Source organism: Peptostreptococcus sp. (assembly GCF_977045075.1).
In genome coordinates this window covers 15,649-42,415 of the sequence record NZ_CDRRTB010000005.1, presented here as the reverse complement: position 1 = coordinate 42,415, position 26,767 = coordinate 15,649, and the positions used below count along the sequence as shown (strand labels likewise).

At 37.1% G+C, this 26,767-nt stretch carries 23 protein-coding genes and 1 other annotated feature; of the genes, 1 reads left to right on the top strand and 22 read right to left on the bottom strand.

Features of this window, described 5'->3' with window-relative positions; genetic code table 11:
• On the bottom strand, positions 1 to 577 hold a 577-nt coding region (locus ACW6OJ_RS01280; protein ID WP_456095564.1), incomplete at its 3' end, for a transposase family protein.
• A gap of 205 nt (positions 578 to 782) precedes the next feature.
• The gene (locus ACW6OJ_RS01275) at positions 783 to 4,259 is read right to left on the bottom strand and encodes a Spy0128 family protein (protein WP_456095563.1); all 3,477 of its coding nucleotides are present in this window, start codon (positions 4,257 to 4,259) and stop codon (positions 783 to 785) included.
• Between the two features lie 499 nt (positions 4,260 to 4,758).
• On the opposite strand from ACW6OJ_RS01275, the gene ACW6OJ_RS01270 reads away from it, so the two are divergent.
• Positions 4,759 to 5,814, top strand: coding sequence for an IS30 family transposase (locus ACW6OJ_RS01270; protein ID WP_456095562.1), 1,056 nt, complete (start codon positions 4,759 to 4,761; stop codon positions 5,812 to 5,814).
• Between the two features lie 309 nt (positions 5,815 to 6,123).
• Here the strand turns inward: ACW6OJ_RS01270 and ACW6OJ_RS01265 are convergent, their stop codons facing one another.
• The 20 genes from ACW6OJ_RS01265 to ACW6OJ_RS01170 all read right to left on the bottom strand — a co-directional run bounded on the left by ACW6OJ_RS01265 (position 6,124) and on the right by ACW6OJ_RS01170 (position 26,741).
• Positions 6,124 to 6,939 (bottom strand): LicD family protein, encoded by an 816-nt coding sequence (locus ACW6OJ_RS01265; RefSeq protein WP_456095561.1) that lies wholly within the window; start codon positions 6,937 to 6,939, stop codon positions 6,124 to 6,126.
• A 72-nt stretch (positions 6,940 to 7,011) separates the two neighbouring features.
• On the bottom strand, positions 7,012 to 10,134 hold the full coding sequence (gene ileS / locus ACW6OJ_RS01260) for an isoleucine--tRNA ligase (protein WP_456095560.1): 3,123 nt from the start codon (positions 10,132 to 10,134) through the stop codon (positions 7,012 to 7,014).
• 69 nt (positions 10,135 to 10,203) lie between these two features.
• Positions 10,204 to 10,418: a binding site (T-box leader), on the bottom strand.
• A gap of 143 nt (positions 10,419 to 10,561) precedes the next feature.
• Positions 10,562 to 11,185 (bottom strand): IS30 family transposase, encoded by a 624-nt coding sequence (locus ACW6OJ_RS01255; RefSeq protein ID WP_293432423.1) that lies wholly within the window; start codon positions 11,183 to 11,185, stop codon positions 10,562 to 10,564.
• Between the two features lie 114 nt (positions 11,186 to 11,299).
• Complete coding sequence (locus ACW6OJ_RS01250) at positions 11,300 to 11,563, bottom strand: SemiSWEET family transporter (RefSeq protein ID WP_314497022.1); 264 nt, start codon at positions 11,561 to 11,563, stop codon at positions 11,300 to 11,302.
• Positions 11,564 to 11,629: 66 nt separating this feature from the next.
• Entirely contained in the window at positions 11,630 to 12,283 is a 654-nt protein-coding gene (locus tag ACW6OJ_RS01245) for a DivIVA domain-containing protein (RefSeq protein ID WP_293429600.1), read from the bottom strand.
• An 11-nt stretch (positions 12,284 to 12,294) separates the two neighbouring features.
• Entirely contained in the window at positions 12,295 to 13,080 is a 786-nt protein-coding gene (locus ACW6OJ_RS01240; RefSeq protein WP_314497031.1) for a YlmH family RNA-binding protein, read from the bottom strand.
• Positions 13,081 to 13,092: 12 nt separating this feature from the next.
• Positions 13,093 to 13,350, bottom strand: a complete 258-nt coding sequence (locus tag ACW6OJ_RS01235) for a YggT family protein (protein ID WP_456095559.1) — start codon at positions 13,348 to 13,350, stop codon at positions 13,093 to 13,095.
• Between the two features lie 13 nt (positions 13,351 to 13,363).
• Positions 13,364 to 13,858, bottom strand: a complete 495-nt coding sequence (locus tag ACW6OJ_RS01230) for a cell division protein SepF (RefSeq protein WP_293432438.1) — start codon at positions 13,856 to 13,858, stop codon at positions 13,364 to 13,366.
• Positions 13,859 to 13,888: 30 nt separating this feature from the next.
• Positions 13,889 to 14,590 (bottom strand): YggS family pyridoxal phosphate-dependent enzyme, encoded by a 702-nt coding sequence (locus ACW6OJ_RS01225; protein ID WP_456095558.1) that lies wholly within the window; start codon positions 14,588 to 14,590, stop codon positions 13,889 to 13,891.
• 86 nt (positions 14,591 to 14,676) lie between these two features.
• Complete coding sequence (locus ACW6OJ_RS01220) at positions 14,677 to 15,687, bottom strand: NAD(P)H-dependent glycerol-3-phosphate dehydrogenase (protein ID WP_456095557.1); 1,011 nt, start codon at positions 15,685 to 15,687, stop codon at positions 14,677 to 14,679.
• A gap of 96 nt (positions 15,688 to 15,783) precedes the next feature.
• A complete protein-coding gene (plsY, locus tag ACW6OJ_RS01215) occupies positions 15,784 to 16,392 on the bottom strand; it encodes a glycerol-3-phosphate 1-O-acyltransferase PlsY (protein ID WP_455105224.1) in 609 nt (202 codons plus the stop codon).
• 12 nt (positions 16,393 to 16,404) lie between these two features.
• Positions 16,405 to 17,733 (bottom strand): ribosome biogenesis GTPase Der, encoded by a 1,329-nt coding sequence (gene der, locus ACW6OJ_RS01210; protein ID WP_456095556.1) that lies wholly within the window; start codon positions 17,731 to 17,733, stop codon positions 16,405 to 16,407.
• Positions 17,734 to 17,886: 153 nt separating this feature from the next.
• Positions 17,887 to 19,167, bottom strand: a complete 1,281-nt coding sequence (locus tag ACW6OJ_RS01205; RefSeq protein ID WP_456095555.1) for a sensor histidine kinase — start codon at positions 19,165 to 19,167, stop codon at positions 17,887 to 17,889.
• Positions 19,168 to 19,220: 53 nt separating this feature from the next.
• Positions 19,221 to 19,901 (bottom strand): response regulator, encoded by a 681-nt coding sequence (locus ACW6OJ_RS01200; RefSeq protein ID WP_456095554.1) that lies wholly within the window; start codon positions 19,899 to 19,901, stop codon positions 19,221 to 19,223.
• A gap of 2 nt (positions 19,902 to 19,903) precedes the next feature.
• A complete protein-coding gene (gene nrdR / locus ACW6OJ_RS01195; protein WP_293429574.1) occupies positions 19,904 to 20,365 on the bottom strand; it encodes a transcriptional regulator NrdR in 462 nt (153 codons plus the stop codon).
• A 70-nt stretch (positions 20,366 to 20,435) separates the two neighbouring features.
• Positions 20,436 to 21,596: a cell division protein FtsZ gene (gene ftsZ / locus ACW6OJ_RS01190; protein ID WP_293429571.1), complete on the bottom strand. Its 1,161-nt coding sequence runs from the start codon at positions 21,594 to 21,596 to the stop codon at positions 20,436 to 20,438.
• Between the two features lie 200 nt (positions 21,597 to 21,796).
• Positions 21,797 to 22,894: an undecaprenyldiphospho-muramoylpentapeptide beta-N-acetylglucosaminyltransferase gene (gene murG / locus ACW6OJ_RS01185; protein ID WP_456095553.1), complete on the bottom strand. Its 1,098-nt coding sequence runs from the start codon at positions 22,892 to 22,894 to the stop codon at positions 21,797 to 21,799.
• 15 nt (positions 22,895 to 22,909) lie between these two features.
• Entirely contained in the window at positions 22,910 to 24,274 is a 1,365-nt protein-coding gene (murD, locus tag ACW6OJ_RS01180) for a UDP-N-acetylmuramoyl-L-alanine--D-glutamate ligase (RefSeq protein WP_456095552.1), read from the bottom strand.
• Between the two features lie 98 nt (positions 24,275 to 24,372).
• A complete protein-coding gene (gene mraY, locus ACW6OJ_RS01175) occupies positions 24,373 to 25,338 on the bottom strand; it encodes a phospho-N-acetylmuramoyl-pentapeptide-transferase (protein ID WP_293429562.1) in 966 nt (321 codons plus the stop codon).
• A complete protein-coding gene (locus ACW6OJ_RS01170; RefSeq protein WP_314504595.1) occupies positions 25,332 to 26,741 on the bottom strand; it encodes a UDP-N-acetylmuramoyl-tripeptide--D-alanyl-D-alanine ligase in 1,410 nt (469 codons plus the stop codon). Before ACW6OJ_RS01170 ends, mraY begins: the two co-directional genes overlap by 7 nt.
• Between the last annotated feature and the right edge of the window lie 26 nt (positions 26,742 to 26,767).

Below are 26,767 nucleotides of genomic sequence, written 5' to 3'. Positions count from 1 at the left end.
GGATATCAAAAATATGACCGCCTTCTAAATCGGTTAAATTTACACTCATAGACGCATCAACTGTGTTTACTGACTTAAATTCATCTATTGATAGAATCCTAGGAAGGTAATTTTTTCTTCTCCTATCCTCAGTTAAACGGAGTATTCTGGCAACACTAGTAGGAGATACACAGTGTTCTCTTGCAATTAAGTCCATTGACTTAGTTTCACATAGGTTTAAAACTATAGACCTCTTAACATCATTCGATATGAAGCACCCCTTATCTACGATAGGTGTTTTGGCCATAAATGTTGACTCGCAATGCTTACAGAAAAACCTCTGCTTTTCAACCATCAATATCAAAGGGTTTGTATTAACCCTATTAAAAAGTATTTTTACAGTCTGACTCCCATTTTTAATAATGTCATAATTTTCATTGACTATACCACATTTAGGGCAGCAAGCTGGCCTATATGAAAGCTTTCCCCTTAAGACTGTATATTCTATCCCCTTAATATTTTCTTTTTCGTTACCTAAAATTACTAAATTTTTATCGTTAATTCCTAAGATTTCTGTTATACTAGCATTAGAACACATATCATTTCTCATTATTATTTTTTTTCGCGATTTAAATTATACACGAGATTTGATGTGTGTTCCTATTTTTTTGCAAAAAATTTAGCGTTGGGAGAGAATTTTCTCTCACCAACGCTAAATATTATACAACCATTAATAAATGTAGAATATCTTGTATTTAGATATTCAAAGACAAATCTTGAATCATTCTAGAAAACTAGAAATATTAAGCTTCATCTTCTTTTTTGCGTTTCGCAATCAAACCTAGGCCTACAAGACCAAGTGCAGCACCAAGTGCGGCAACCCCAGATTTAGATTGTTCACCAGTCTTTGGCAACTCACGACCTTTAGGTTTTTCTGGTGTTGGTGGTGTTGGTGATGTTGGCTGTGTTGGTGGTGTTGGCTGTGTTGGTGGTGTTGGCTGTGTTGGTGGTGTTGGTGGTGTTGGCGGTGTTGGCTTTGTTGGTGGTGTTGGCGGTGTTGGCTTTGTTGGTGGTGTTGGCGGTGTTGGCTTTGTTGGTGGTGTTGGCTGTGTTGGTGGTGTTGGTGGTATTGGCGGTGTTGGTGGTGTTGGCGGTGTTACCTTGTTGTTAAACTCAGTATCTTCAGGCATTTGTGAAGTAAGTGTCAACACTTTATCATCTTTAGTTACAGTAACTACAACAGTCGCTACCATCTTATCGTACTCAATTCCAGCTTCTGTACCTTTCACTTCTTCTACATGATAGATATAAGTACCTTCTTGACCACGTTTGAACTCAAGAACTGAAAACTTGATCTTACCTTCAGCATCATTGCTTACAGTTTCAATCACGTTTCCTTTTTCATCCTTCAGAGTAAAACTAAACTCACCAGCCTTCAAGGCACGACCATCAAGTTTCTTAGTAAAATTAAACTGCGCTTTAACCGGAGCTATAACATAATTATTGAAAGTTTTGTCATCAGTACCAGTTGCTTCTCCACCTGTTGAAGTCATTTCAGTATTAGCTACCAAGAGACCAGAATCCTCATCCTTTGTAACTGTTACTTTAACTGCAACAGTCATTTCGTCGTAGTCTACATCAGGTTTGTTACCCTTCACTTCTTTAACAGTATAGTTGTAAACACCAACTTTATCGAATGACAATTCACTGAAATTAACTTTCCCATCAGCCTTGTTAGTAACGGTTTCATTTACATTATTATCACCAGTCAATGTGAAGCTAAAGTCACCGGCATTCAATGTTCCATTTGAGAGTGACTTATTGAATTCAAGATTCACCTTAACTGGAGATGATTTGAAGGTATTGTTGAACTCTGTATCTATTGGAAGTGCTGCTACAGCAGTAAGTGCATGACCTGATTTCGTAACAGTAACTGTCACATTAGCCTTCATGGTGTCATAAGTCATTCCTGCTTCTTTTGTTTCTGGAATAACTTCTTCTACAGTATACTTGTGAGTACCAACTTGTGTATTGTCAAAAGTCAAATCATCAAAGGCTACAACACCTTCTTTAGTATTGGTCTTAGTTTGAAGAACTTTACCAGTTGAATCTTTCAATACAAAGCTGAATTCGCCAGCTTTCAACTCACGACCCGCAAGAGCTTTGCTGAAGTCGAAACGAGTCTTAACTGGAGCTACAACGTGGTTGTTAAAAGTTGTATCATCAGTACTAGTTGCTTCTCCACCTGTTGAAGTCATTTCAGTCTTAGCTACCAAGAGACCTGAATCCTCATCCTTTATAACTGTTACTTTAACTGCAACAGTCATTTCGTCGTAGTCTACATCAGGTTTGTTACCCTTCACTTCTTTAACAGTGTAGTTGTAAACACCAACTTTATCGAATGACAATTCACTGAAGTTGACTTTCCCATCAGCCTTGTTAGTAACAGTTTCGTTTACATTATTATCACCAGTCAATGTGAAGCTAAAGTCACCGGCATTCAATGTTCCATTTGAGAGAGACTTATTGAACTCAAGATTTACCTTAACTGGAGATGATCTGAAAGTGTTGTTGAACTCTGTATCTGCTGGCATAGTCGTTTGAGCGATGTATGAATCTCCGTTAGCATTTACCGTGATTGTCACGTTAGCTTTCATTGGATCATAGGTCATACCAACTTCTGAACCAGTGACTTCCTCAACTGTATAATGATAGGTTCCTACAGAGTTAAACAAGAGTGGATTAAAAGTAATATTACCCAAACTATCATTTTTTTGAGTGTCAACAACCTTACCTGTACTGTCGTCAATCAAATTAAAAGTGAATTCGTCACGTTTTAAATCTCTTCCTTCCAGTTGTTTCGTGAATGATAAATCGACCCTCGCTGGTTTTTTTGCTTTTGTCGCTGAGCCAGATCCTCCTGCCTTAAAGGCAAAAGTTGCTTGGTAACTATACTCTTCTCCTTTGTTATAAGTTATTTTAATATCATTCCCGTGTTTTTGTTGCAATTCTTCAAGTGTACTGTTTGCTGAAACATTCTTCAATCTAGTCATATAACGGACGTAAATCATTTCGTTCAGTTGTGCTATCTTGAATGAAAAACCAGACGAACTTGTCTTGATATTCTCTAATAATTGAATTGCATTTCCTTTAGACACCCACGGTGAAATCGACTGAACCTTTTCGGCTCTGAGAGCTTTTCCATTCCACAAATCCACATGGTCATCAGGAATTGGTGTTGCATGCCCTGCTCGCCATGTTGCTTTTGTTTGATTATCAAACTCTGTTAAAACTGCATCACCATCTTGAACCAATTCTTGATCATCTGGAATACTATCAATCAATTGGTAGTTATTTAAAACCTGTGGAGCTACTAGACTTCCTGCATTTAGACGGATGGTCCATTTGATTAATTCGGGATGTCCTGTTACTGCTTCTCCGTATTTCTCAACCTTTGATTTTGCTGCTGGTGTTGGAGCATTCTCGGGACCTACTGTTACAGTAATCTTACGTCCACTGAAATCTAATTCCATTGGAACATTCGGCTTAACCGTTGCTTTCCAACCTGTACTAAGGTTTAACGTATAATTTTTTCCGAGATTATTTTTCTCAAAGTAATCTGTAAAAGTTGTGATCACTTTGTTATTGACTGAATCCAAAAACGCATTACCGATAACTTGACCATTTGGTCCATACACATCATAGTGCAAACTTGTGGGGATTCTCATAGCATCCGGGATATCAACTACCAGTTTATCATTGCGATTGATGGTTAAACTATCAGGCATATTCATGCGAATGATAGTTTCTACTGGAGCATACAATCCATTACCATTTGGGAAATTTACTTCAACGTCTGGATTTTGTACGGTAATCGTATCACCTGTTTTTACATAAGTTGTTGTACCACCTGACGAAGGTAGTTCTCTTTTAGATCGTCTTGATCTAGTTGTAGGTTGTGCCTCAGTTTTTTCCTTTTTAGTCACACGTACAGAACCTTCGGTACTAGCTTGCGAAGGTTGTGAAACTGATTCAGCTGATGTATCACTACTGCTAGTTGGTGCTACGACTCCATTTGATTCAAGGCCAGATTCCTTGTGTCTCTCGCCTTGATTCTCTTGTGCGACAACTAAAGTTTGTGAATCTGTTTTATTCTTCACTTCCTCTGCATAAACGTTTCCTTCCACAAATACCAGTGTTGATAACAACACAGAAGCGACCCCGATAGTGTACTTCCGGATGGAAAAACGTTTTATAGAGTCAAAAAATATATTTTTCATGCTTGTACTCCTCCCTATATTTATTAATGCCATTTTTCTTTTCAATTGTAGCATATTTTGCTTTCGAAGGCAAGTATTTATAAATTTCTTTAATTATTTTCAACACGTGGAAAATTTCTGAAAATATCCCAATTATGACTTACATGAATTTAAATTGCTATTTCAGTTACTTTTTAAGTTTAAGATTTATATTGCACCCACTGTCCTATATTTGTCTTGTTTTAAAATATTTGTACTTAAGATGTTAATAATTAATTTTTTGCATCTAATACATCGACATTCACTATTACTTTTAATATAAATACCTTCACCATAATTTGAATCTCTAGACGGGAAAAATCTTGATTTTAAGTAAAGTGGTTAACAAAATTGATTAAATAAAAAAAAATCAATGATTGATTGTATAATCAAGTTGAACATTTAAATAAAAAATACATAGCTATACTTCTGTGGTAGAATGTAGGTGTTAAATAAACAATAAACCAAAGGAGTTATAACTATGGATCATGTATATTTTACCACAACCAAACACGAAAAAGGGAAACATCTTTCTTATGATGAACGAGTTTTGATTCAGATTCGCTTGAAAGATGGATGGTCAGCCAACAAAATCGCTAAAGAAATCGGCTGTGCTCCAAACACTGTCCGCAATGAGATACGCAGAGGTACTATCTCCTTGTATAGAGGTAATGTTAAGCGTTACAAGGCAAAGGTAGGACGAGCTACATACCAGCAGAATCGTCTTGCCTGCGGCAGACACCTAGATAACCTAGAAAAGGCAGCTTTCCTTGCCTATGTAGACTCACATATCAAAGAGGGTAAGTGGTCTTTAGATGCTTGTGTCGGAAGAGCCCTGCAAAGTAGCGAATTTGCCCCTTGTGAGCTTGTATGCACCGAAACACTGTATTGTTACGTTGACCTTGGTCTGATGGGTACACATAACCATAATCTTCCAGAGAAACTAAAAAGAAATAGCAAAGCTCATCGCATACGCAAAAACAAGAAAAAGCTTGGTCGTAGTATTGAAGAACGTCCAAAAGAAGTTGAAAACCGTCAAGAGTTTGGCCACTGGGAAGCAGATTTAGTGGTTGGACAAAAATCTGGAAATGACCAAGTGCTTCTCACCCTTGTTGAACATAAAAGCCGCGAATACTGGATGTTACCAATCAAGAATCGTCATGCAGACTCTGTGATGGAAGCCTTTCAAACTCTTCAGGAAATATATAGCGAGCATTTCAGTCAAGTGTTCAAGACAATCACGACAGACAATGGTTCTGAGTTTTCAAGGTTATCTGAACTTGAAGAATTAGCCGATACGCTTGTTTTCTATACACATCCATATACGTCATGCGAAAAAGGAACTAATGAACGTCATAATGGTATTATACGAAAATTTATACCGAAGGGTAAACGTATCAGTGACTTTGATGTAAACTATATTGCTGACATAGAAGTATTGTGTAACAGCTTGCCACGTAAAATACTGAATTATCGTACACCGGATGAAGTATTCGAAGATGAGCTTGACCTTATATATCGACAGACAGCTTCGTGATATGGATTTTTAGTTATCAATGTTCAACTTATTATTGCAATTCACGCTTGAATTTTAATAGTTATTCAAAATAATAAATCCATATAAATACTCACCCTAGTTTATATCATTTTTATTTTTTAAAGTCAAACTATTTTTTCTGTTTTTTACATTAATTGAACAATAAAAAATCTCAAAATAATTTTAAAAAAATATCTTATAGTAGCCTTGTGGATTTAATATTTTTTCTATCATTTACGTTATTTGTATATCCAATTTTATTTTTTACAACCATACTTTTTTCAATATATTTATTTATTGTATATTTATTTATATCTTCAGATCTAAAATATGGGGAACCCTCTCCTCTTCTGGTGGTATCTCCATATAGTCTCCATAAAGATCTTCTAAGTAGGCATGAACGTCCCTAGGTGCCTTTAGCTGACACCCCTCAAATTCAATACTTGAAAGGGGGAAAATCTGGTCCTTCTTTTTTAAAAACTCCCTGGTCATAAATGGTGTATCTACTCCGTAAACAATATATGGAGCATCACCCTTGTCCTCAAGTTTGGCACACTTGTTAATCCACCTTTCCTCTAGACCCGAATTTTGTAGGAGTATCTTAATATAGTCTCTTAGCTTCCTTGGCTTAGACTTTCGGAAAAAAGATATCTTGTGCATAAATTTACCAATCTTCGAATCTATAAGTTTATCGTTCATAGGGTCCATAGGAAATATATCCACAAAGGTTCCAAGACATGGTAAGCCAGAAGCCCTCTCAAAGCCAGAAAAATGACCTAGATAAAATATTTTTAGAAAGGATGGTTGTATGTCAACATCCTTCTGTGACCAGTCCTTACAATCCTTATTTTCATAGATAAGACCCTCTGGTAGCTGGTCCTTGATGAGACCTATAAATCTATTGTAGTCCTTCCTCATCATACAAATATCACAGTCATCATCCCATGGTATAAAGCCACCATGCCTCTTTGCACCAAGTAGGGTTCCTGCATCTATCCAGTAGTCTATATTATTGTCCTGGCAAATCTGGTCTATGACCTTCATTATTTCTAATATTACTAGCTGTAGCTTTCTTAGTTCGCTCTCATCACTAGCTATTATAGTTTCAACTTTATCCTTAAACATAGCTATATTCTCTTCCTTTAAATGACTACTAGACCCTTCAAAGAGGGCCTAGTAGACTATATTTAGTATTTATTAAACTCTTTCAACCTTTATACCAGTTTCGTGGTCATTTAAGTTCTGCTTTTCTAGGCTTGGATCTTCAACCCTTACTACTTCAATGGCTAATGTTTCTGTCTTGATGTAGTCCTCAAAGTCAGCAACAGCATTTGCTATATCACTATCTCCATCAAAGTATACCTTGATATTATCCAATACTTCGAATCCATTTGACTTTCTAAGTTGCTGTACCTTTGATACAAACTCCCTAGCAAAGCCTTCACTTATAAGCTCTGGACTTAGGTTAGTTTCTAGGATCACGAATAGGTTGTTTTCCATAGAAACGTTGAAGCCTGGCTTAGAATCTATATTTATTAGGATATCATCCTTGCCAAATTCAAATTCCTGCCCTTCAACATCGACTCTTACCTTTTGACCAGACTCCACCTTGGCAACTACCTCATGAGCATTTAGGCCATCTAATACCTTACCAAATGCATTTATATTCTTACCAAGAACTGGTCCTAGTACCTTGAAGTTTGGCTTTAGGTTAAAGTTCATAAATTCACCTAATTCCTTGGCAAACTTAACCTGCTTAACATTTAGCTCTTCTCTTATGATTTCAACAAGATCTCCTAGAGTAGCTTCATACTTACCATCTACAAGGACCTCAGCGATTGGCTGCCTTACCTTTATCTTAGCATTTTCTCTAGCGGCTCTACCTAGAGTCACAAGATCTCTAGCCAAGTCCATCTTTTCTTCAAGAGCTGGATCTACAAGACTATCATCACATCTTGGATAATCAGCACAGTGAACTGAGTACTCGCCAGTTAGGTTCCTATACATTTCTTCTGATAGGTATGGTGAGAATGGTGCTATCATCTTACAGAAGTCTCTTAATACTTCATATGTTGTATTGTAGACTGACTTTTTGTCTTCAGTTAAGTCTGTTCCCCAGAATCTTCTTCTAGACCTTCTGATATACCAGTTAGATAGGTCATCATTTAGGAATTCTGTCATTCTTCTGATTGACTTATTAACTTCAAATATCTCTAGGTTCTCTTCTATTTCCTTCTTTAGGTTGTTGAACTTAGATAGGATCCATCTATCTAGCTCCGGTCTATCCTTATAATCTACAAAGAAGTCATTTGGATTTAATCCATCAGTATTTGCATATAGGGTAAAGAAGTTATAAGTATTCTTCAGTGTTCCTATAAACTTTGACATGATTTCCTTTAGACCATCTTCGTCAAATCTCAATGGAGTCCATGGTGGTGATACATATAGTAGGTACCATCTCAAGGCATCTGCTCCATACTTGTCAAACATTTCAAATGGATTGATTGTGTTACCCTTAGACTTTGACATCTTCTTACCGTTCTTGTCCAATACTAGGTCTGTAACTAGAACATTCTTGTATGGGGACTTACCAGTCACAAATGTAGATACAGCTAGTAAGGAGTAGAACCAACCTCTAGTCTGGTCTATACCTTCACAGATATAGTCAGCTGGGAATAGTTCGTCAAAGTTTTCCTTGTTTTCAAATGGGTAATGCCACTGGGCAAAAGGCATTGCTCCTGAGTCAAACCAACAGTCGATTACCTCTGTTACCCTTGTCATTGTTCCACCACAATCTGGGCACTTAAGATGAACTTCATCTATGTATGGTCTGTGTAGCTCAATAGTCTTTGGGTCTACATCTTCTACAGCCAACTTAGCTAATTCTTCTCTTGAGCCTACTGTAGTCTTGCAGCCACATTCACACTTCCAAACTGGTAGTGGTGTACCCCAATACCTAGTTCTAGAAATAGCCCAATCCTTTAGTTCTTCAAGCCAGTTACCAAATCTACCTTCACCAACGAATTCTGGGAACCAGTTTACACCGTTATTGTTTTCTATTAGCTTATCCTTTAGCTTAGTCATTTCCAAGTACCAGCCTGGATTAGCATAGTATACAAGTGGTGTAGAGCATCTCCAGCAATGAGGATAGTTATGTTCTACCTTTAACTTGGAGAATAGCTTATTTTCAGCAGCTAACCACTTGATTATTTCAACATCTAGACCTTCTTCCATTACGAATTTGCCCTTCCATGGAGTCGTTGTAAACTTACCTTCACTATCAACTGGCTGAACAAATGCTAATTCATATGCCCTACCTAAGTTATAGTCATCTTCACCAAAAGCTGGTGCTGTATGTACTATACCTGTACCATCAGTAGTAGTTACATAGTCGGCACAAGTTACAAAGAAGGCCTTGCCTTCAACTTCAACAAAAGGCATTAACTGCTCATACTCCTGATATTCTAAGTCCTTACCCTTTAGAGTTTCTAGGACCTTGTATTCCTTGTCACCTAGGTGCTTTTCCAATAGGGCTTCAGCAAGATAGTATACCTCATTATCTACCTCAACCTTCACATAGTCAACATCGGGGTTAACTGTTAGGGCTACATTTGATGGTAGTGTCCATGGAGTAGTCGTCCATGCAAGGAAGTATTCATTTTCTGTACCCTTCTTCTTAAACTTAGCAACTAGGGTATTTGACTTTATTTCCTTATAACCCTGGGCAACCTCATGAGATGCAAGACCTGTTCCACATCTTGGACAATATGGTAAGATCTTGTGTCCTTCATAAAGTAGGCCTTCCTTGTTGAACTTGTCTAGGATCCACCATAGAGATTCTATATAGTCATTGTCAAGAGTAATATAAGGATCGTCTAAGTCTATAGCATATGCCATTCTTTCAGACATCTTTCTCCATTCTTTTTCATAAGTAAATACAGAGTCCCTACACTTACTACAGAATTCTTCTATACCATAGTCTTCTATAGCCTTCTTATCTGAAAGACCTAATTCCTTTTCTACCTGTAGCTCAACTGGTAGACCATGAGTATCCCAACCAGCCTTTCTAGGCACCTTGTAACCACTCATTGTCTTATAACGGCAAACCCAATCCTTAAGTGTTCTTGAGATTACGTGGTGAATACCTGGATTACCATTAGCTGTTGGTGGTCCTTCAAAGAATACATAAGTCGGGTCATTTTTACCCTTTTCCAACACCTTTTCTAATATATTATCTTCCTGCCAACGCTTTAACGTTAGCTCTTCTGCTTGGGCAATTGAGCCTTCATGCAGTTTCTTAAATACAGTCTTATTTTCCATATTTATATTTCTCCTTTCCTTATCTGCTAGATAGTTTAACGAATAAAAAAAACTCATCACCTTGGTCAATCAAGGGACGAGTCAAATCGCGTTACCACCCTAGTTCCTGGGAAAACCCAGACACTCTCGGTCAATATCGGAACCACCCGGTCAACTTAATCAGCCATGGCTTTTCAGTATCCAGCTCGGAAGTGATCTTCATTCAGTCATTCATATATCGGCTCACACCATACCCGACTCGCTTAAAAGAAATCATGAACTACTCTCTTCGTCAAAGCTATCTTTAAATTCTATGTTATTGATTATATTGCATAAAAACCTATTAGTCAATATCTTTTTATTAGAATTATTTAAAAATTCCAATAAAAACGTTATTCTTTGAATATATTTTTATTATTTTGATGAATTGCAAATAATATTACGACACTTAGAGTAAACTAAGTTCGTGCATAAAGACATCAAATAAAGTTAAAATATTTAGACATTTCCTAGGTCTGTTATTAAGCTCCATTATATTTTTAATTAACTCTTCCAGTCCATTTTTAGCTAAATCTGTATTCTTCGGATAATATTCCCTCAATAATCCATTTGAATTTTCATTACTTCCTCTTTGGCATGCTGAATATGGATCTGCAAAATAGAAGTCTATTCCAATATCCTTAATTTCTTTGTAACAATCGAATTCTTTTCCTCTATCGTATGTAAAGCTTTTTAAAGCTGATTTTGGTAGAGGTTTTATTAATTTTTTCATGGCTTCAAGCACGGACTCATTACTCCTATCTTTCATTGGTAATGCCACATAGAACCTTGATTTCATTTCAATAAAAGTAGCCAAGTAGTCTTTGCTCTTTCTGCCTTTTTGTAATAATTTGATATCTTTATCTTTATTTGCCTCAACAGCAGAATAAATGTTGTTGCATCTTTTCAATTCTCTAGAAATAGTAGAGTGATGAAAGCCTAAAATTTTCGCTATTCTTCTAGAAGAATAGCCCTCTTGTTTTAATACCTCTATCTTATTTCTATCATTTAGTGTAATATGTTTATAGCTCATACTAACCTCCGTGTGTGTATTTTTATCGTTATTAACATTTTACACGAAGTTAGTATGAGTTTTTAATTATTTAAGATGTCGCATTTAATTTTACAACTTATTATAAATAAAAATTTATAAAGCTGTAATAAAAGTTAAAAATCCTAATATTACACCAGCTAAATTTGGAACAATAAGGATGAAATCTTTTTTAGGTTCTTTAGTCCATCCATAAATAACCCAAATTAGACAAGAAATTGTAGCTGTGAGCGGTTGCCAAGGCAGAGCTTTTTCTCCTCCTAAATTAGCGATAATTTGAGGAATATAGGTTAAAAACACGAAAACCCCAATAAATGCTCCAATTGAACCAACAATAGTGTTAATTTTCTTTTTGTTCATAAAATTATCTCCTTTTTTATTTTAAGCTATATTTAAAAGTGTACAAATAGATATTGCAATTTTGGCTTACTTTATTTTAAATATATCCTCAGGATCTCCACTTAAATTTTCATTTGAAGTCTGGTCTTCAACCTCTAACTCTGCGGTTTCAATACTTAGAGTCTTATCTTCCTGTTCTTGAACATCTTCTAGGACAGCCATTCTCATAGTACCAGTAATATCTAGGTCAACAGGCCCATTAACCGCCTGGTTGAATTCTTCCTTTTCATTGCCTATGCCACTAAATATCTGATCAACATTTTGCATTTCATCTTCCAATAGTGACTTGAATTTTATCCTAAATACCTTAAATTCCTTAACAAGGCCTTCGTATTCATTTCTAATTTCTACAACCTTATTGTTGGCCCTATCTATTAGCTGCTTAGCCTGTAGCTCGGCTTCCTGAACTATGATTCTAGCCTTCTTGTTGGCAGAATTAGTAGTATCTTCCGCTGCACTCTGGGCAGTTATCAGAGTTTCCTTTAGGGTCTCTTCTATGCTAGAGTACTTGCCAACCTGGTCCTTATACATTTCTAGTTTTTCCTTTAGAGACTCATTTTCCTTTATTACAGCTTCATAGTCTTCCTTGATTTGGTCTAGGAATACATCTACTTCTTCTTCGTTATAACCTCTAAATCCCTTTTTAAATTCTTTACTTTCTATTAGTTCTGGCGCTATCATTTTATCACTTCCTATACAAATTTATTAATTTTCACTCTAAACTTATCCTTCTTGGACATTCCTAATACCTTGTCGAAAATGAACTTTCCCTTCTTTCTTACAGAGATAATAGATCCCTCTTCAACACTTTTTGAGACATTGTTGGTGGGCTCATAATTAACCTGGACAAGGTCGGCATTTATCAATTTCGAGGCCTCTTGTCTCGATAAGTTAAATGCTCCTGCTATAACAGAATCCAGTCTTAGGGAAGATATGCTAAATACCTTGTCATCATAAGACTTTTTCGGTGGCTTAAGATCTGACTTGTCTATTTCTGTCACACTTACCTTATTGTTCTTGATCCTATTGTAGTTATATATGATAAAATCTGCAATATCATTGTGGACTACCATCTGGCAATAATCATCATGTACCAGTATGTCTCCTATCTTCTCACGCTTAATGCCAAGTGACATTAGGGATCCTAAGTAGTCCCTGTGAGATACTGTGGTGAACTTAAAAGACCCCCTTACCTCTAGGTAGGTCAGGTTTAAGTCTCCTTCTTCTAGGAAATAGTAGTCAGGATAAATAAAAATAACTGCCCTTTCAGCATCATCATATCCACCCTCAATAGTATATTCTAGGTCTTTATCATAGTTTATAATAGAAATAGCATTCCTTATTTCATAGGGATTTAGGAATTCAGTATTCCTAAGGCTATAAGAGTTTGAAACGCTATTACAAATATCAACTATCTTATACATTTTTATTTTTAAGTCATCATCCTTGATGTGACTTGTTACCTTTAACTTGTCCATACCATCATCCCGTTATAGATAAGCATATATCAATCTGCTTAAAACCCACAGGAAGATTATTGCCAACATAGGCGATATATCAATCGGACCAGTATTAAACCTGCTTAATAGCTTCCTCATAGGTGCTTCAACAGGCTCTGTAAAATCATCTAAAAGAGCATAAAGTCTACTATCCTGCGCTCCTGGGAACCATGACATAATAGACTTTGCTATAATAATCCAAACAATTATATCGATTAGACGAACCAAAGCAATTTTTAAAACTTCCATTATAGGCACCTAATTACTTATTCTGCCAAGGAAAGATTGCCTTACTCTCTAATTCCTTTTTTATACTTGCATCTACATCTACATTCTTAGGAGCTAGTATGAATATTGACTTAGAAACACGCTGGATGCTTCCATCAAGCACATACACTGCACCATTCATGAAGTCAAATATAGACTTCTTTGTATTCTGCTGAGTCAAGGCTTCGAGATTTACTATTACAGTCTTTCTTAATCTTAAGTGGTCTGCAATTGTAGCAGCATCATCATATACCTTAGGCTCAACTATTACAACCTTCATCTGGTTATGAGCCTGATAATCTACCCTAGAACCTAGTGGACTATTGTAAGAATCTTCTAGTTCATCTTCATCTTCGTAGTCATCATATACATCATCTTCGTATACATCATCTTCATATTCATCGTATGCATCGTAATCATCATTGGCATTGTCTCCATCAACAATCATCCAATTCTTTAACTTACCCATTTTATCCTTAATTCCAGCCATATTATACCTCCTAAACAGCGTGTCTTTATTTTAAATATTATAATTTCTCTTTCCAAATATAGATGTTCCAACTCTTACTATTGTTGAACCCTCTTCTATAGCGATCTGATAATCACCGCTCATACCCATTGAAAGTTCCTTCATTTCTACACCCTCAATAGACATAGCCTTGATGTTTTCAAAGGCCTCCTTAAGACCCCTAAAAACAGACCTGACTTCAGCTTCATCATCTGAATCTGGGGCCATTGTCATCAAACCAACAATCTTTATTCTATCAAATTTATCAGCACATTCTCTAACAAAGTTCTCAAGGTCTTCTACATAAATACCATGCTTGCTTTCTTCCTTAGATACATTTACCTGAACTAGACACTTAATATCCCTATCGATACTTTCTGCCCTCTTATTAATTTCTTCTGCCAGGCCCATCCTATCCAAAGAATGAATCAAGTCGACCTTGTCTATTATGTACTTGACCTTGTTGGTCTGAAGTGTACCAATTTGGTGCCATTTGGCTCTATTCCCAATCAGTCCATACTTACGTTGTAATTCCTGGGGCTTATTTTCACCAACATCTGTAATCCCACATTCAAGAGCCTCTTCAATTACATCTACATCAACAGTCTTAGTGACACCAAGAAGTAAAATATCTTCTGGATTCCTATTGGCCTTAGTTGATGCTTGTCGTATGCTTGACTTTACCTGGTCAATTCTAACCGAAATATCGCTCATCATATCACCTACTTTAATCAATTAAGAATACACATATATATTCCATTATAGCATAATGTAGCTTATATTTGTATACTTTTGTTCATCTATAATTTAAAAATTGATTCATTTTCATATTTTTTATTTCTTGTCATTAGTTCCTTGACAGCCGTCTTTGGATCAATTTGACCTTCGACCACCTTGTATATACACTCAGTAATCGGCATTTCAACATTCAATTCTTTAGCTATCTTGTATACAGCTTCAGTAGCTGTAATACCCTCAACAACCATTTCTATCTTTTTTTGAGTTTCCTCAATGCTATAGCCCTGACCTATTAGGATCCCAGCCCTCCTATTTCTAGAGTGCATACTTGTACAGGTAACAATCAAGTCTCCTATGCCTGACAAGCCTGAGAAGGTAGATATATCTGCTCCTAAGGCTACACCAAATCTAGAAATTTCAGCTATACCCCTAGTCATAAGGGCTGCCTTTGAATTATCACCATAACCCATACCATCTAGGATACCTGCCCCAAAAGCAATAATATTCTTGGTAGTACCACCTAACTCAACACCCACCATATCAGTATTTGTATAGACTCTTAAATACTCATTCATAAATAGGTCTTGTACCCCTTGTGATATATCAAGATTTTCTGAAGCAGCGACTAGTGTTGTTGGCATCTTTCTTGAAACCTCTTCGGCGTGTGATGGTCCAGATAACATACAATAGGGATTTTGTGGTAATACCTCAGAGCATACCTGTGACAGCCTCTTGCTGGTATTTTTTTCTATACCCTTTGCTACATTTACCAATACCTGGTCTGGCCCTATCTTGTCTGCTATATCACTACAAACAGACCTAATCTGCTGGGACGGTACACCAAGAACTATGAACTCTGCCCCATCGACCACCTGATCAATATTACTAGAAGCCCTAAGAGTTTTCGATAGCTTCACTCCAGGTAGGTACTTTTCATTTGTATTTTTATTATTTATTTCATCAACCTGGTCCTGCCTTCTGGCCCAAATCAAAACTTCATGTCCATTTTCATCTAACACAGATGCAAGTGCTGTGCCCCAGCTGCCTGCTCCCAATACACAAACTTTACTCATAGTATCCTCCAAGAATTATGAAAATAATGTATTTTGTAGTTAATACACTAATGAATTTTATAGTCTATTTACTGTCTATTTATGCCTAGACACCCACTATCTCGTCTTAGTCCCAAGCCTGTTTTCCCTTCCATTTAATAGTTTTCTAATATTCTCCCTATGCTTATATACAACCGATACTGAAAGTAGAATACCAAGCCAAAGGCCAGACATATCATCTGTCATCAGCATCAAAATCGGGAATAGGCATACACCAAGCATAGAAGCTATTGATACATACCTTGTCACTAGGAGTATTATTATATAAAATACCATACTGGCAAGGGTCATAAGAGGAGAAATAGCTAACATGGCACCATAGCTGGTAGCTACTCCCTTACCACCCCTAAATCTCATAAATACAGACCAGTTATGACCACATACTACAGCAAGTGCAGATATATACTTGGCTAGGTCAGGGTCAGCCCCTAATTTCTTTGCCAAAAAGCTTGATATCAAAACAGCTATTGTACCCTTTAAATAGTCACCTACAAGAGTAACGGCACCAGCTTTCTTGCCAAAGGTCCTCAACATATTAGTTGTGCCTGGATTTTTAGATCCATACTGTCTTATATCTTTCGAGAATATATATTTACTTATTAAGTAGGCACACGAAATGGTGCCCATAAAGTAGGAAATTACAACTACTAATAAATATACAAGCATAATAAAGCCCCCTTATTTTTTCTTCTTTTGGCTGTATTCTATCTTTATCGATGTCCCCTCAAAGCCAAAGTTCTCCCTCAACCTATTTTCTAGGTACCTAGTATATGAAAAGTGAGTCAACTCCTTATCATTTATAAATAGGTTAAATGTTGGAGGTTTAACTCCAGTCTGAGTTCCATAGTATATCTTTAGCCTTCTGCCCTTGTCAGATGGAGGCTGGTTAAGCATTATGGCCTCACCAATAACCTGGTTCAATACAGAAGTAGTAACCCTCTTATTCTGTTCAGCAGATACCTCAACAACTGTCTCAAGTATCTTTCCAATTCTCTGATTGCTAACTGCAGACACAAATAGAATAGGGGCATATGTCATAAATGGGAATTTCTCCCTAACACTCATCCTGAAATTACCCATAGTCTTATTATCCTTTTCTATTAGGTCCCACTTATTTACGACGAATATACAGGCTTTACCTTCATCATGGGCTATACCTGCTATCTTTGTATCCTGTTCAGTAACCCCCTCAGTAGCATCTATCACTATTAGGACTACATCTGCCCTATCAACTGCACTCATAGACCTGATTACTGAGAAACGCTCAACATTTTCATACACCTTACTCCTTCTCCTGATACCTGCTGTATCAATAAGAAGAAACTTATTTTCATCCTTTTCGAAATAGGTATCTATTGCATCCCTAGTAGTACCCGCTATAGGTGACACAATTACCCTTTCTTCTCCAAGTATATTATTAAGTATAGAAGACTTACCTGCATTAGGCTTACCAGTGATGGCCACCCTAATTACATCTTCATCATATTCCATATTCATACCTTCTGGGAAGTTTTCAACGGCCTCGTCTAAAAGGTCACCAAGTCCCATGCTATTGGCTCCGGAAATAGCGATAGGATTACCTAGGCCTAGCTCATAAAAATCATAGATATTGTCAAACTGGCTCTTTGAATCTATCTTGTTTACTACCAAAAGAACTGGTTTTTTAGTCCTCCTTAATATATCTGCCACTTCCTTGTCTGCAGCTGTCAAACCACTCTTGCCATCTACTACAAACAAGATGACATGAGCCATATCTACCGCTAGCATGGCTTGGTTTCTCATCTGCGAAAGAATTATATCATCACTTTCTGGCTCTATACCACCAGTATCTATAATTGTAAAATACTTATTTAACCACTCTACCTCACCAAATATCCTATCCCTGGTAACACCTGGTGTGTCTTCAACTATAGATATTTTAGTTCCCGTTAACTTATTAAAGATTGTAGACTTACCTACATTTGGCCTTCCTACAACAGCAACTATTGGTCTATTATCACTATTCAAAATATCACTTCCTTTTCTATAAACTTATTATCAAAATCTTTCTATTAAACTTATCATTATATTTTTGCCTAATAATATTATTTTATCACAGCCATCTAAACATTATAACCGATTTTGCTTGAAATTTACAATAAAATTAATCTACTGAATAAATTATTGCTTTTTCGGTAGGCTAATCTTGAATATTGATCCTTGACCAAGGACTGATTCAAGCCCTATATCTCCCCCCAGGGATAGGATTATATGCTTGACTATAGCAAGACCCAGTCCAGTCCCATCAACTTCCTTATTCCTGGACTTTGTCACCCTATAAAACCTTTCAAATATTCTTTCCTGTTCCTCTTGACCTATGCCAATACCATTATCTTTAACCCATATCCTGTAATTATCCTGGTCTTCAAAAAACATAACCTTCACATAACCACCTGGCTTATTGTATTTTATGGCATTTGATATTAGGTTTATCATTAGCTCCTTATAGTACTCCCTATGTGTGTATATTGATTCAAGGCCATTATAGTCAAAGGATATTTCTACCTCTTTCTTGGACAGTTTATCCTCAAAGAGGTCCAACATCTTTTGATTTTCCTCCCTTAGGTCAACTTTCTCCAAACTTAAGTCTATGTCTCCTTCTATTGATGATAGCATGAGAATATCATTAATTAATATCCTGAGTCTTGAAGATTCATTGTCTATAATATTCAAAAACCTCTTTCTTGTAGCAGGATCTATGGTCTCATCATTCACTTTGAGTGTTTCAATAAATCCCTGGATCGATGTAAGGGGGGTCTTAAGCTCATGGCTAACATTCGCTGCAAAGTCTCTCCTTATATTTTCAAGCCTTATCCTCTCACTGATATCCTCAATATTTATTACAGATGATATTACTAGGTCCTTTTCAAGATGCATCTTGACCGGGTCTATCTTTACCTTGAAGGTCCTTCCTTTCGAAGACCTTATTTCCTTTGAAACACTGGTGTTCATTCCAACATTATATACAATAAAGTCGAGTAAGGCCTCATTTTTTACTATGCTTGATATTGGCATGCCCTCAAGCCTACCACTAGCCTCATAATCAATGTACTCTCTAGCCACTGAGTTTATCAGGTAGACCCTATTATTTATATCTATTACTATTATGCCATTTGAAACTGACTTTATTATGGCGTCCAACTGCCTATTCTTCTTGGCTAGGTCATAAAATGACTTGTCCAATGAGGAAAGGGTTGAGTTAAAGTTATTGACAAATGCCATAACCTCAGTGTTATTACTCTTTCTAACCCTAACAGAAAAATCCTTTTTTTGAATCCTATAGGATATCCTATTCAGGTCTTTCATAAAATCCTTAAAAGCCTGGACATATCTCCAATATAGGATTAATATCAACCAGGATATTAGCATTGTAACTACTAAAATATACATAATCCTGTCCATAATAACCTCCAAAAATTAAGGATAATAAACACCGTTTACTATCCTCAGCCTCTTTATTTCATTTTATAACCAAGGCCTCTGATGGTATCTATACCATTTTCACTGGTCTCATCCAGACCTAGTTTCTTCCTAAGGCGCCTTATATGCACATCTACAGTCCTGGTCTCGCCATAAAATTCATAGCCCCACACCTTTTCTAAGAGGTAATCCCTCTTTAGGACCTTACCCCTATTTTCCATAAGAAGTTTTAATAACTCAAACTCCTTACGAGTTAGGTCAACAGCACGACCATCTACAGTCAGCCCATATTGGTCTGTGTTTAGGATTATATTCCCTGCCTCTATTATTGATTGGGATTTGTCACTTATCCTATAGCGCCTTAAAATAGTGTTAATTCTAGCCATGAGTTCCTTGATACTAAATGGCTTGGTTATATAATCATCCGCTCCGACATTTAGCCCCTGAATTTTATCATCCTCCATATTTTTTGCTGTCAGCATTATAACTGGAAGATCAGATATGTTCTCATCTTGTCTAATTTTCCTTAATATGTCTATACCACTAATCTTTGGCAACATCCAATCTAGGAGCAAAAGATCAGGCTTTTCCTTACCTATGAGTTCAATAGCCTGGTTAGCCTCAGTAGATACACAAACATCAAAGCCGGATAGTTCTAGATTAAATTTTAGTAATTCTAGTATATGTTCTTCATCATCAATTACCAATATTTTCACTACTAATCATCCCTTTTTTCTTTTATAATAGATTCCAATTCGTTTACGAAGGTATTCAAGTCCTTAAACTGCCTATAGACAGATGCAAACCTTACGTAGGCTACTTCATCTACATCCTTAAGCCTATCCATTACCATTTCACCAATTTTAGTAGTCTCTATTTCATTGATGAACATCTTGTTGATTTCACCCTCTATAGAATCTACTAACTCATCAATCTTTGATACAGATACAGGTAGCTTTTCACATGACCTAATCAAGCCATACTTAATTTTGTCTCTATCAAAGGACTCTCTCCTGCCATCCTTCTTAATGACCATAACAGGTATAAGTTCTATCTTTTCATAGGTTGTAAATCTCTTTTTGCATCTTTCACACTCTCTCCTTCTCCTTATTGAAGAAGTATCGATATGTCTTGAATCAAGTACCTTAGATTCCTTATATTCGCAATACGGACAAATCATACTAGTATCCTCCTTATAAAAATATGACTCAGACAAAAGCTGAGTCATACCTAATTTTCTATTGATTTATTTACTTCTTTCTTCTTAAAAAAGTAGGAATAACCATATCATCATCGCTAGCTGTTGCAGTATCATCAAAGCTATTTGAGAAAGTTTCTTCAGCTGGCTTGATATTTTCAACATTTTGACCTTCAGTTACTCTTGGTATTTCGTTATACTTTGGTGTAACTGGTGTTGGGTTGTTTCTTCTCAACTGTGGTGTGAACAAATCGTCAGAATTATCCTGTAGACCTGTTGCAACTACTGTAATTACAATTTCATCACCGAAATCTTCTCTAGTAGCAGCACCAAATATAATCATTGCATCTGGATCACACTTCTGTCTAATTATATCAGTAGCTTCACTAACTTCTAATAGACCTAGGTCTGTTCCACCTGTTACGTTTATTAGGACACCCTTAGCTCCATCTATAGTAGTTTCTAGTAGTGGAGATTCTATGGCCTGTCTTGCAGCAGCTATGGCCCTATCTTCACCAGAAGCTGTACCCATACCCATATGAGCTAGTCCCTGGTCCTTCATCACTGCTTCAACGTCAGCAAAGTCAAGGTTAATAAGGGCAGCCTCTGATATAAGACCAGATATAGACTGGATACCCTGCTTTAATATATCATCTGCCTTAGAAAGGGCATCTGTTATACTAGTTCTCTTTTCTATTATCTGAAGAATCTTGTCATTTGGTATAGTTATCAGAGTATCTACATTCTTCTTTAACTCGATTATACCTTCTTCAGCCTTATTCATTCTAACTCTACCTTCAAAAGAGAAAGGCTTCGTTACTACAGCAACTGTAAGAGCTCCTGCTTCCTTAGCAATCTTTGCAACAACTGGGGCCGCACCTGTACCAGTTCCGCCACCCATACCAGCTGTTACGAACACCATGTCAGCACCTTCTATTGCCTTAGCTATTTCATCTGCAGATTCCTCTGCAGCCTTCTTTCCTTTTTCTGGGTTTGCACCTGCGCCCAAACCTTTAGTTAACTTTTCACCTATTTGTAATACGTGTTCAGCCTTTGATGCTTCCAAGGCCTGCTTGTCAGTATTTAGTGAGATAAATTCAACACCTCTTACGCCTGAATTAATCATGACATTTATGGCATTGTTTCCACCGCCACCTACACCTATTACCTTGATATTGGCAGCACCGATTTGTTCTTCAACAAAGTTTAACATTTATAAACCCCCATTCACAACATAGTTTAATATCATTAAATAATCTGTAATTATATTCATAAATTGTATTCATAAATAATACTCAAAAAATATCTTATATTATTTAAAATAAATAACATTCTATCTATTATATAATATCTCAAATCGTCCTACTTATGCAACATATTTTTGACTTTTTTTGCAATTTATCTATAATTAATTTAGAAAAAAGCAGAAATCCTATCATATATCTGGTCTATAGCATCCCTTTTACCAAAGGCCCTACTTGCCTTAGCCATTTCCTCTAGCTTGACCTTGTCATTAAGAAGGCCAAGAACTGCGTCATATAGGGAGTCTTCATTTAATTCCCTTTCAGTTATACACACTGCACCACCGGCTCTTTCAAGACTCTTAGCATTATATTCCTGGTGATTTTCTGCTGTATAGGCCTTCGGAACTATAACTGCCGGAATACCTATTGCTGTCATCTCTGCCATTGATATTGCACCAGCTGATCCTATTACTAGGTCTGCCGCAGCAAGGTTGTTGGCCATATCATCCAGGTAAGGAAGTATTTTCTGGTTTGGTCCAAAGTCTAGATTAGCATAGATTTTCATAAAGTCATCATAGTAAGCTCTACCAGTTGCTATTGTGAAGGCAATTCCCCCCTCAACTAGGGCTGGTATCAACTTTTTAAGGGCATTATTAATCTCCTCAGATCCACCACTACCACCTGCGACTAGTAGCATTTTTTCATCCTGACTTAATCCCAACCTCTTCCTAGATTCAACCCTATCTGAATTCAGGATTTCATCCCTAACTGGGTTACCTGTAAATGTTAGCTTTGACTGTGCCTGGTCTGGAAACCTCTTATGTGAATCCTCAAAGCTAGTCATAACTAGGTCAACATTCTTTGATAGCATTTTGTTGGTCATGCCAGGGAAAGAATTCTGTTCATGTATACAGGTCTTAATGCCCATCTTACTAGCCTTTAAAACCACCGAACCACTTACATAGCCTCCTGTACCAATAACTAGGTCTGGTTTAAATTTCTTAATTATTCTCTTAGAATCACTCAAGGACTTTAAGAACTTGATAAGCCTCTTAACATTATCGAAGTCAATCTTCCTTCTAAACCCTTGAACATCAATGTATTCTATTTTATAACCATACTTCGGAACTATCTCGGCCTCTATGCCTGCCCTAGTACCTACAAATAGTATCTCTGCATCCGGATGGTATTCCTTTATCTTATTGGCAATTGCAATAGCTGGATATACATGACCTCCAGTTCCACCACCTGACAATATAAGTCTCATAATGCTCCCCTTTATCTATAAAATATTGTTTACTATATCCTTAAATTCCTGTCCTCTTTCCTCATAATTCTTGTACATTCCCCAACTAGCACATGCTGGAGACAATAGAACTACATCGTCTTCATTTGCAAGCTTACTAGCCTTGATAACTGCGTCCTTTAGGCTCTCTAGCTTGTATATTTCCTTGATACCGGCCTTGGAAGCTGTATCAGCAATAAGGTCAGCTGTTTGACCTATTACTAGAACTGTCCTAACATAATTAACAGCTATATCAAAAAGTTCAGTAAAATCACTTCCCTTATCATAGCCACCAGCGATTAGGATTATAGGTGTCTTGTATGACTGAACCGCCTTTATAGTAGAGTCTGGGTTAGTACCCTTGGAGTCATTTACATATACAACTCCATTTACCGTATTAACATATTCTAGCCTGTGTTCCACTGCCTTAAAGTTAGTCAATACCCTCTTAATAACTTCCTTATCTATACCGAAATGAAGGCAAAGTCCTATGGCTGCCATAGAGTTTTCCAGATTGTGACCACCTGGTAGGCTTAGATCTTCAGCATTTACTATTTCAAGTTCTACACCATCCTTGACAGCTATAATATTCTCTTTGTCATCAAGGTAGATGCCTCCGTTTGGTCTAGCCTGTCTAGAAAAATATACCGGTCTGGCAGGACAAGAAGTTCCCATTTTCCTTGTTATTGGGTCATCATAATTCAAAACACACACCATTTTTGGTGTCTGTTTAGCAAAAATATTAGCCTTGGCCCTAGCATAATTTTCCATAGTATGGTGCCTGTTCATATGGTCTTCAGTAAGGTTTAAAACTGTAGAAACTTCTGGCCTAAAGTCATATACTGCTTCAAGCTGGAAGCTTGATAGCTCAGTCACCAAAACTGCACCTGGCTGAGCCTCTTCAACAGCACTAATAGCTGGATTTCCGATATTTCCAACTACATAGGTATCTAGGCCAGCCTCCTTACATATTTCACCTACTATTGATGTAGTAGTAGTCTTTCCATTTGTTCCTGTAATTGCTATAAATTTTATGTCCTTTTCTAGACCCTCCCTATAGGCTAGTTCAATTTCACTTATGACCTCCTTGCCCATCTCTCTTAGTCGAACTAAGAAATCTAGATCTAGAGGAACACCTGGTGAAACAACAGCCAGGTCCAACTGGGCTAAAACTTCTATACTTGGGTCCTGTCCCAAAATATATTCTAAGTCCTCATAGGCCTTTAATTCATCCAATACCTGACCTAGGTCTTCTATAGACTTGGAATCATTAACAAATACCCTATGCCCCTTCTTTGCTAGGTACTTGACTGCTGCCAGCCCTGACCTTGCCATACCAACAACTAGTATTTTCTTACTCATTATAGTCACCTTCATTTCGTTTTGTCAGTCTGTGAGCTATTGCCCATCATATCTTAAGAGCCCAGTAAACTAGGCTCTAATTTTCATCTATTATTTAATTAAAACATGGCTACTAGTCCGATTAAGGCAAGGACTATTGATACTAGCCAAAATATAAATACAACCTTTGTTTCTGGCCATCCGCATTGTTCATAATGGTGGTGTAATGGTGCCATCTTAAAGATTCTCTTCCTAGTCTTCTTGAAGTACATAACCTGGATCATTACTGAAAGGGCCTCTGCAAAGTATATACCTCCAACAATTGGTATAATTAGGACAGAGTTAGTAAACAAGGCAAAGGCTGTAACTGCACCACCAAGTGCCATAGACCCAGTATCTCCCATGAATACTCTGGCTGGATTCACATTAAACCACAAGAAGCCTATGCAGGCACCAAGTGTTGCTGCTGCCATCTGTGATATACCAAAGTTGTGCGCAATAATTAGGGCAAATACCACAAAAAATGCAGATACAATCGCCGTAATACCAGAAGCTAGACCATCCAGACCATCGGTTAAGTTTACAGCATTTACTGTACCTATAATTACTATAAGCATAAGAGGTATATAGAAAATACCGATATTAATGCCCACCTGTATAAATGGTATGATAAACTGGTCGCCTGTACCTATAGTCCAATACCTATATAAGGCAAGTACAAAGGCTAAAACAACCTGTATTATTATCTTTTGTATAGGTGTAAGCCCCAAAGATCTTGTCATCTTAATCTTGACAATATCGTCAAAAAATCCTACTAAACCAAACCCAAACATACACAATAGGGCCATTAAAATATCCCTGCTGACACCTGCCCTGATTAATGTAACAAGCAGGATTGCTGCTATGATCATAACACCTCCCATTGTAGGTGTACCATTCTTTTTTAAGTGACTCTGGGGACCATCATCCCTAACAGTCTGTCCAAACTTGAACCTATGAAGGGCTGGTAAAACTATTGGACCCATTATTAACACCAATACAAATGAAAATAAACCTGTAATGGCCAAGTCTCTAAAACCTAACATTGACAGCCTCCTTTCAAGACCTCTACTATATCTTCAAACTTCATACCCCTAGATGCTTTTAGGAGGATTACATCACCATCATCTACGACTTCCGGAAGGGCGCAAATCAGTTCATCCTTACTTTCAAAGTGAAAGACCCTACTTAGGTCAAATCCTCTTTCCATAGCCTCTACACCAATAAATCTAGCCGCCTGGCCCGTAGTTATAATAATATCGGCCTTATCTATAGACTGGTAGCCTACCTTTCTATGGGCCTCTTCTGCGAACTGTCCCATCTCTAGACAGTCTCCAAGTATAGCCACCCTTCTATTATCCTTGTATAGCTTCAAGACCTTTAGGGCTGCTATCATAGAGTCTGGACTAGCATTATAGACATCATTTATCAGGACAAACCTATCAGTCTTGATAATGTCCTGCCTATTTTCAGTTGCAACAAAGTCCATCAATCCCTTTGAAATCTCTTCCATTGTCATACCCATTATATGACCTGCTAGGATAGCTGCCATGGCATTTTTTACATTATGCTCTCCTAGACAAGGTATAGTAAAATCATAACTTTGACCTTCAAAACCACATGTAAACCTAGTCTTATCATGGTCTATTATTTCCTGTGACTTGCAGCATAAATCATTTTGAAGCTCCATGCCAAAGGAATATACCTTATATGAGTCCTTATTGCTATTTCTATATCTCTCAAGCTCAGCCCTTAAAAATCTATCATCCCCGTTTATTATAAGTGATGAAGCCCGGTCAAAACCCGATGTTATTTCCATCTTTGCCTTGAAGATACCCTCTTGGGAGCCAAGGTGTTCTATGTGAGACATTCCTATATTAGTTATAATTCCAATCTTAGGCCTAACTATATTAGCCAAATATTCTATCTCACCAAAGTCACACATACCCATTTCTATCACCGCACACTGGTGACTAGGCTCTAGCCTAAACAGGGTAAGGGGTACCCCAAATTGATTGTTGTAGTTCTTTTCATTTTTTATGGTATTAAACTTGCTAGCTAAAACAGAATAAACCATGTCCCTGGTAGTAGTCTTTCCTACACTACCAGTTATACCTACGAAAGGTATATCAAACTTATCCCTATAGTACTTGCCTAACAAGCCAAGTCCTATCTCCGTATTATCAACCTTAATAACAGTGCTGTCCTTAAACCTATCTGTGATGTAGCTTTCGTTACTTACCAAGAAAAATTTACAGCCTTCTTGGTGGGCAGACTCTAAAAATGTATGTCCGTCCATACTTTCACCAACTATAGCGACAAACATAGCTCCTGGACATACTAGCCTGCTATCTATGACTATATTGGTAATTACTCCGCTGTCCTCGCCCTGACATACTAGCTGGCCCTGGGTCGCTTGGACAACTTCTTCAACTCTTAAGCTAATCATATTTTCACCTCTATTCCTAGCTATTG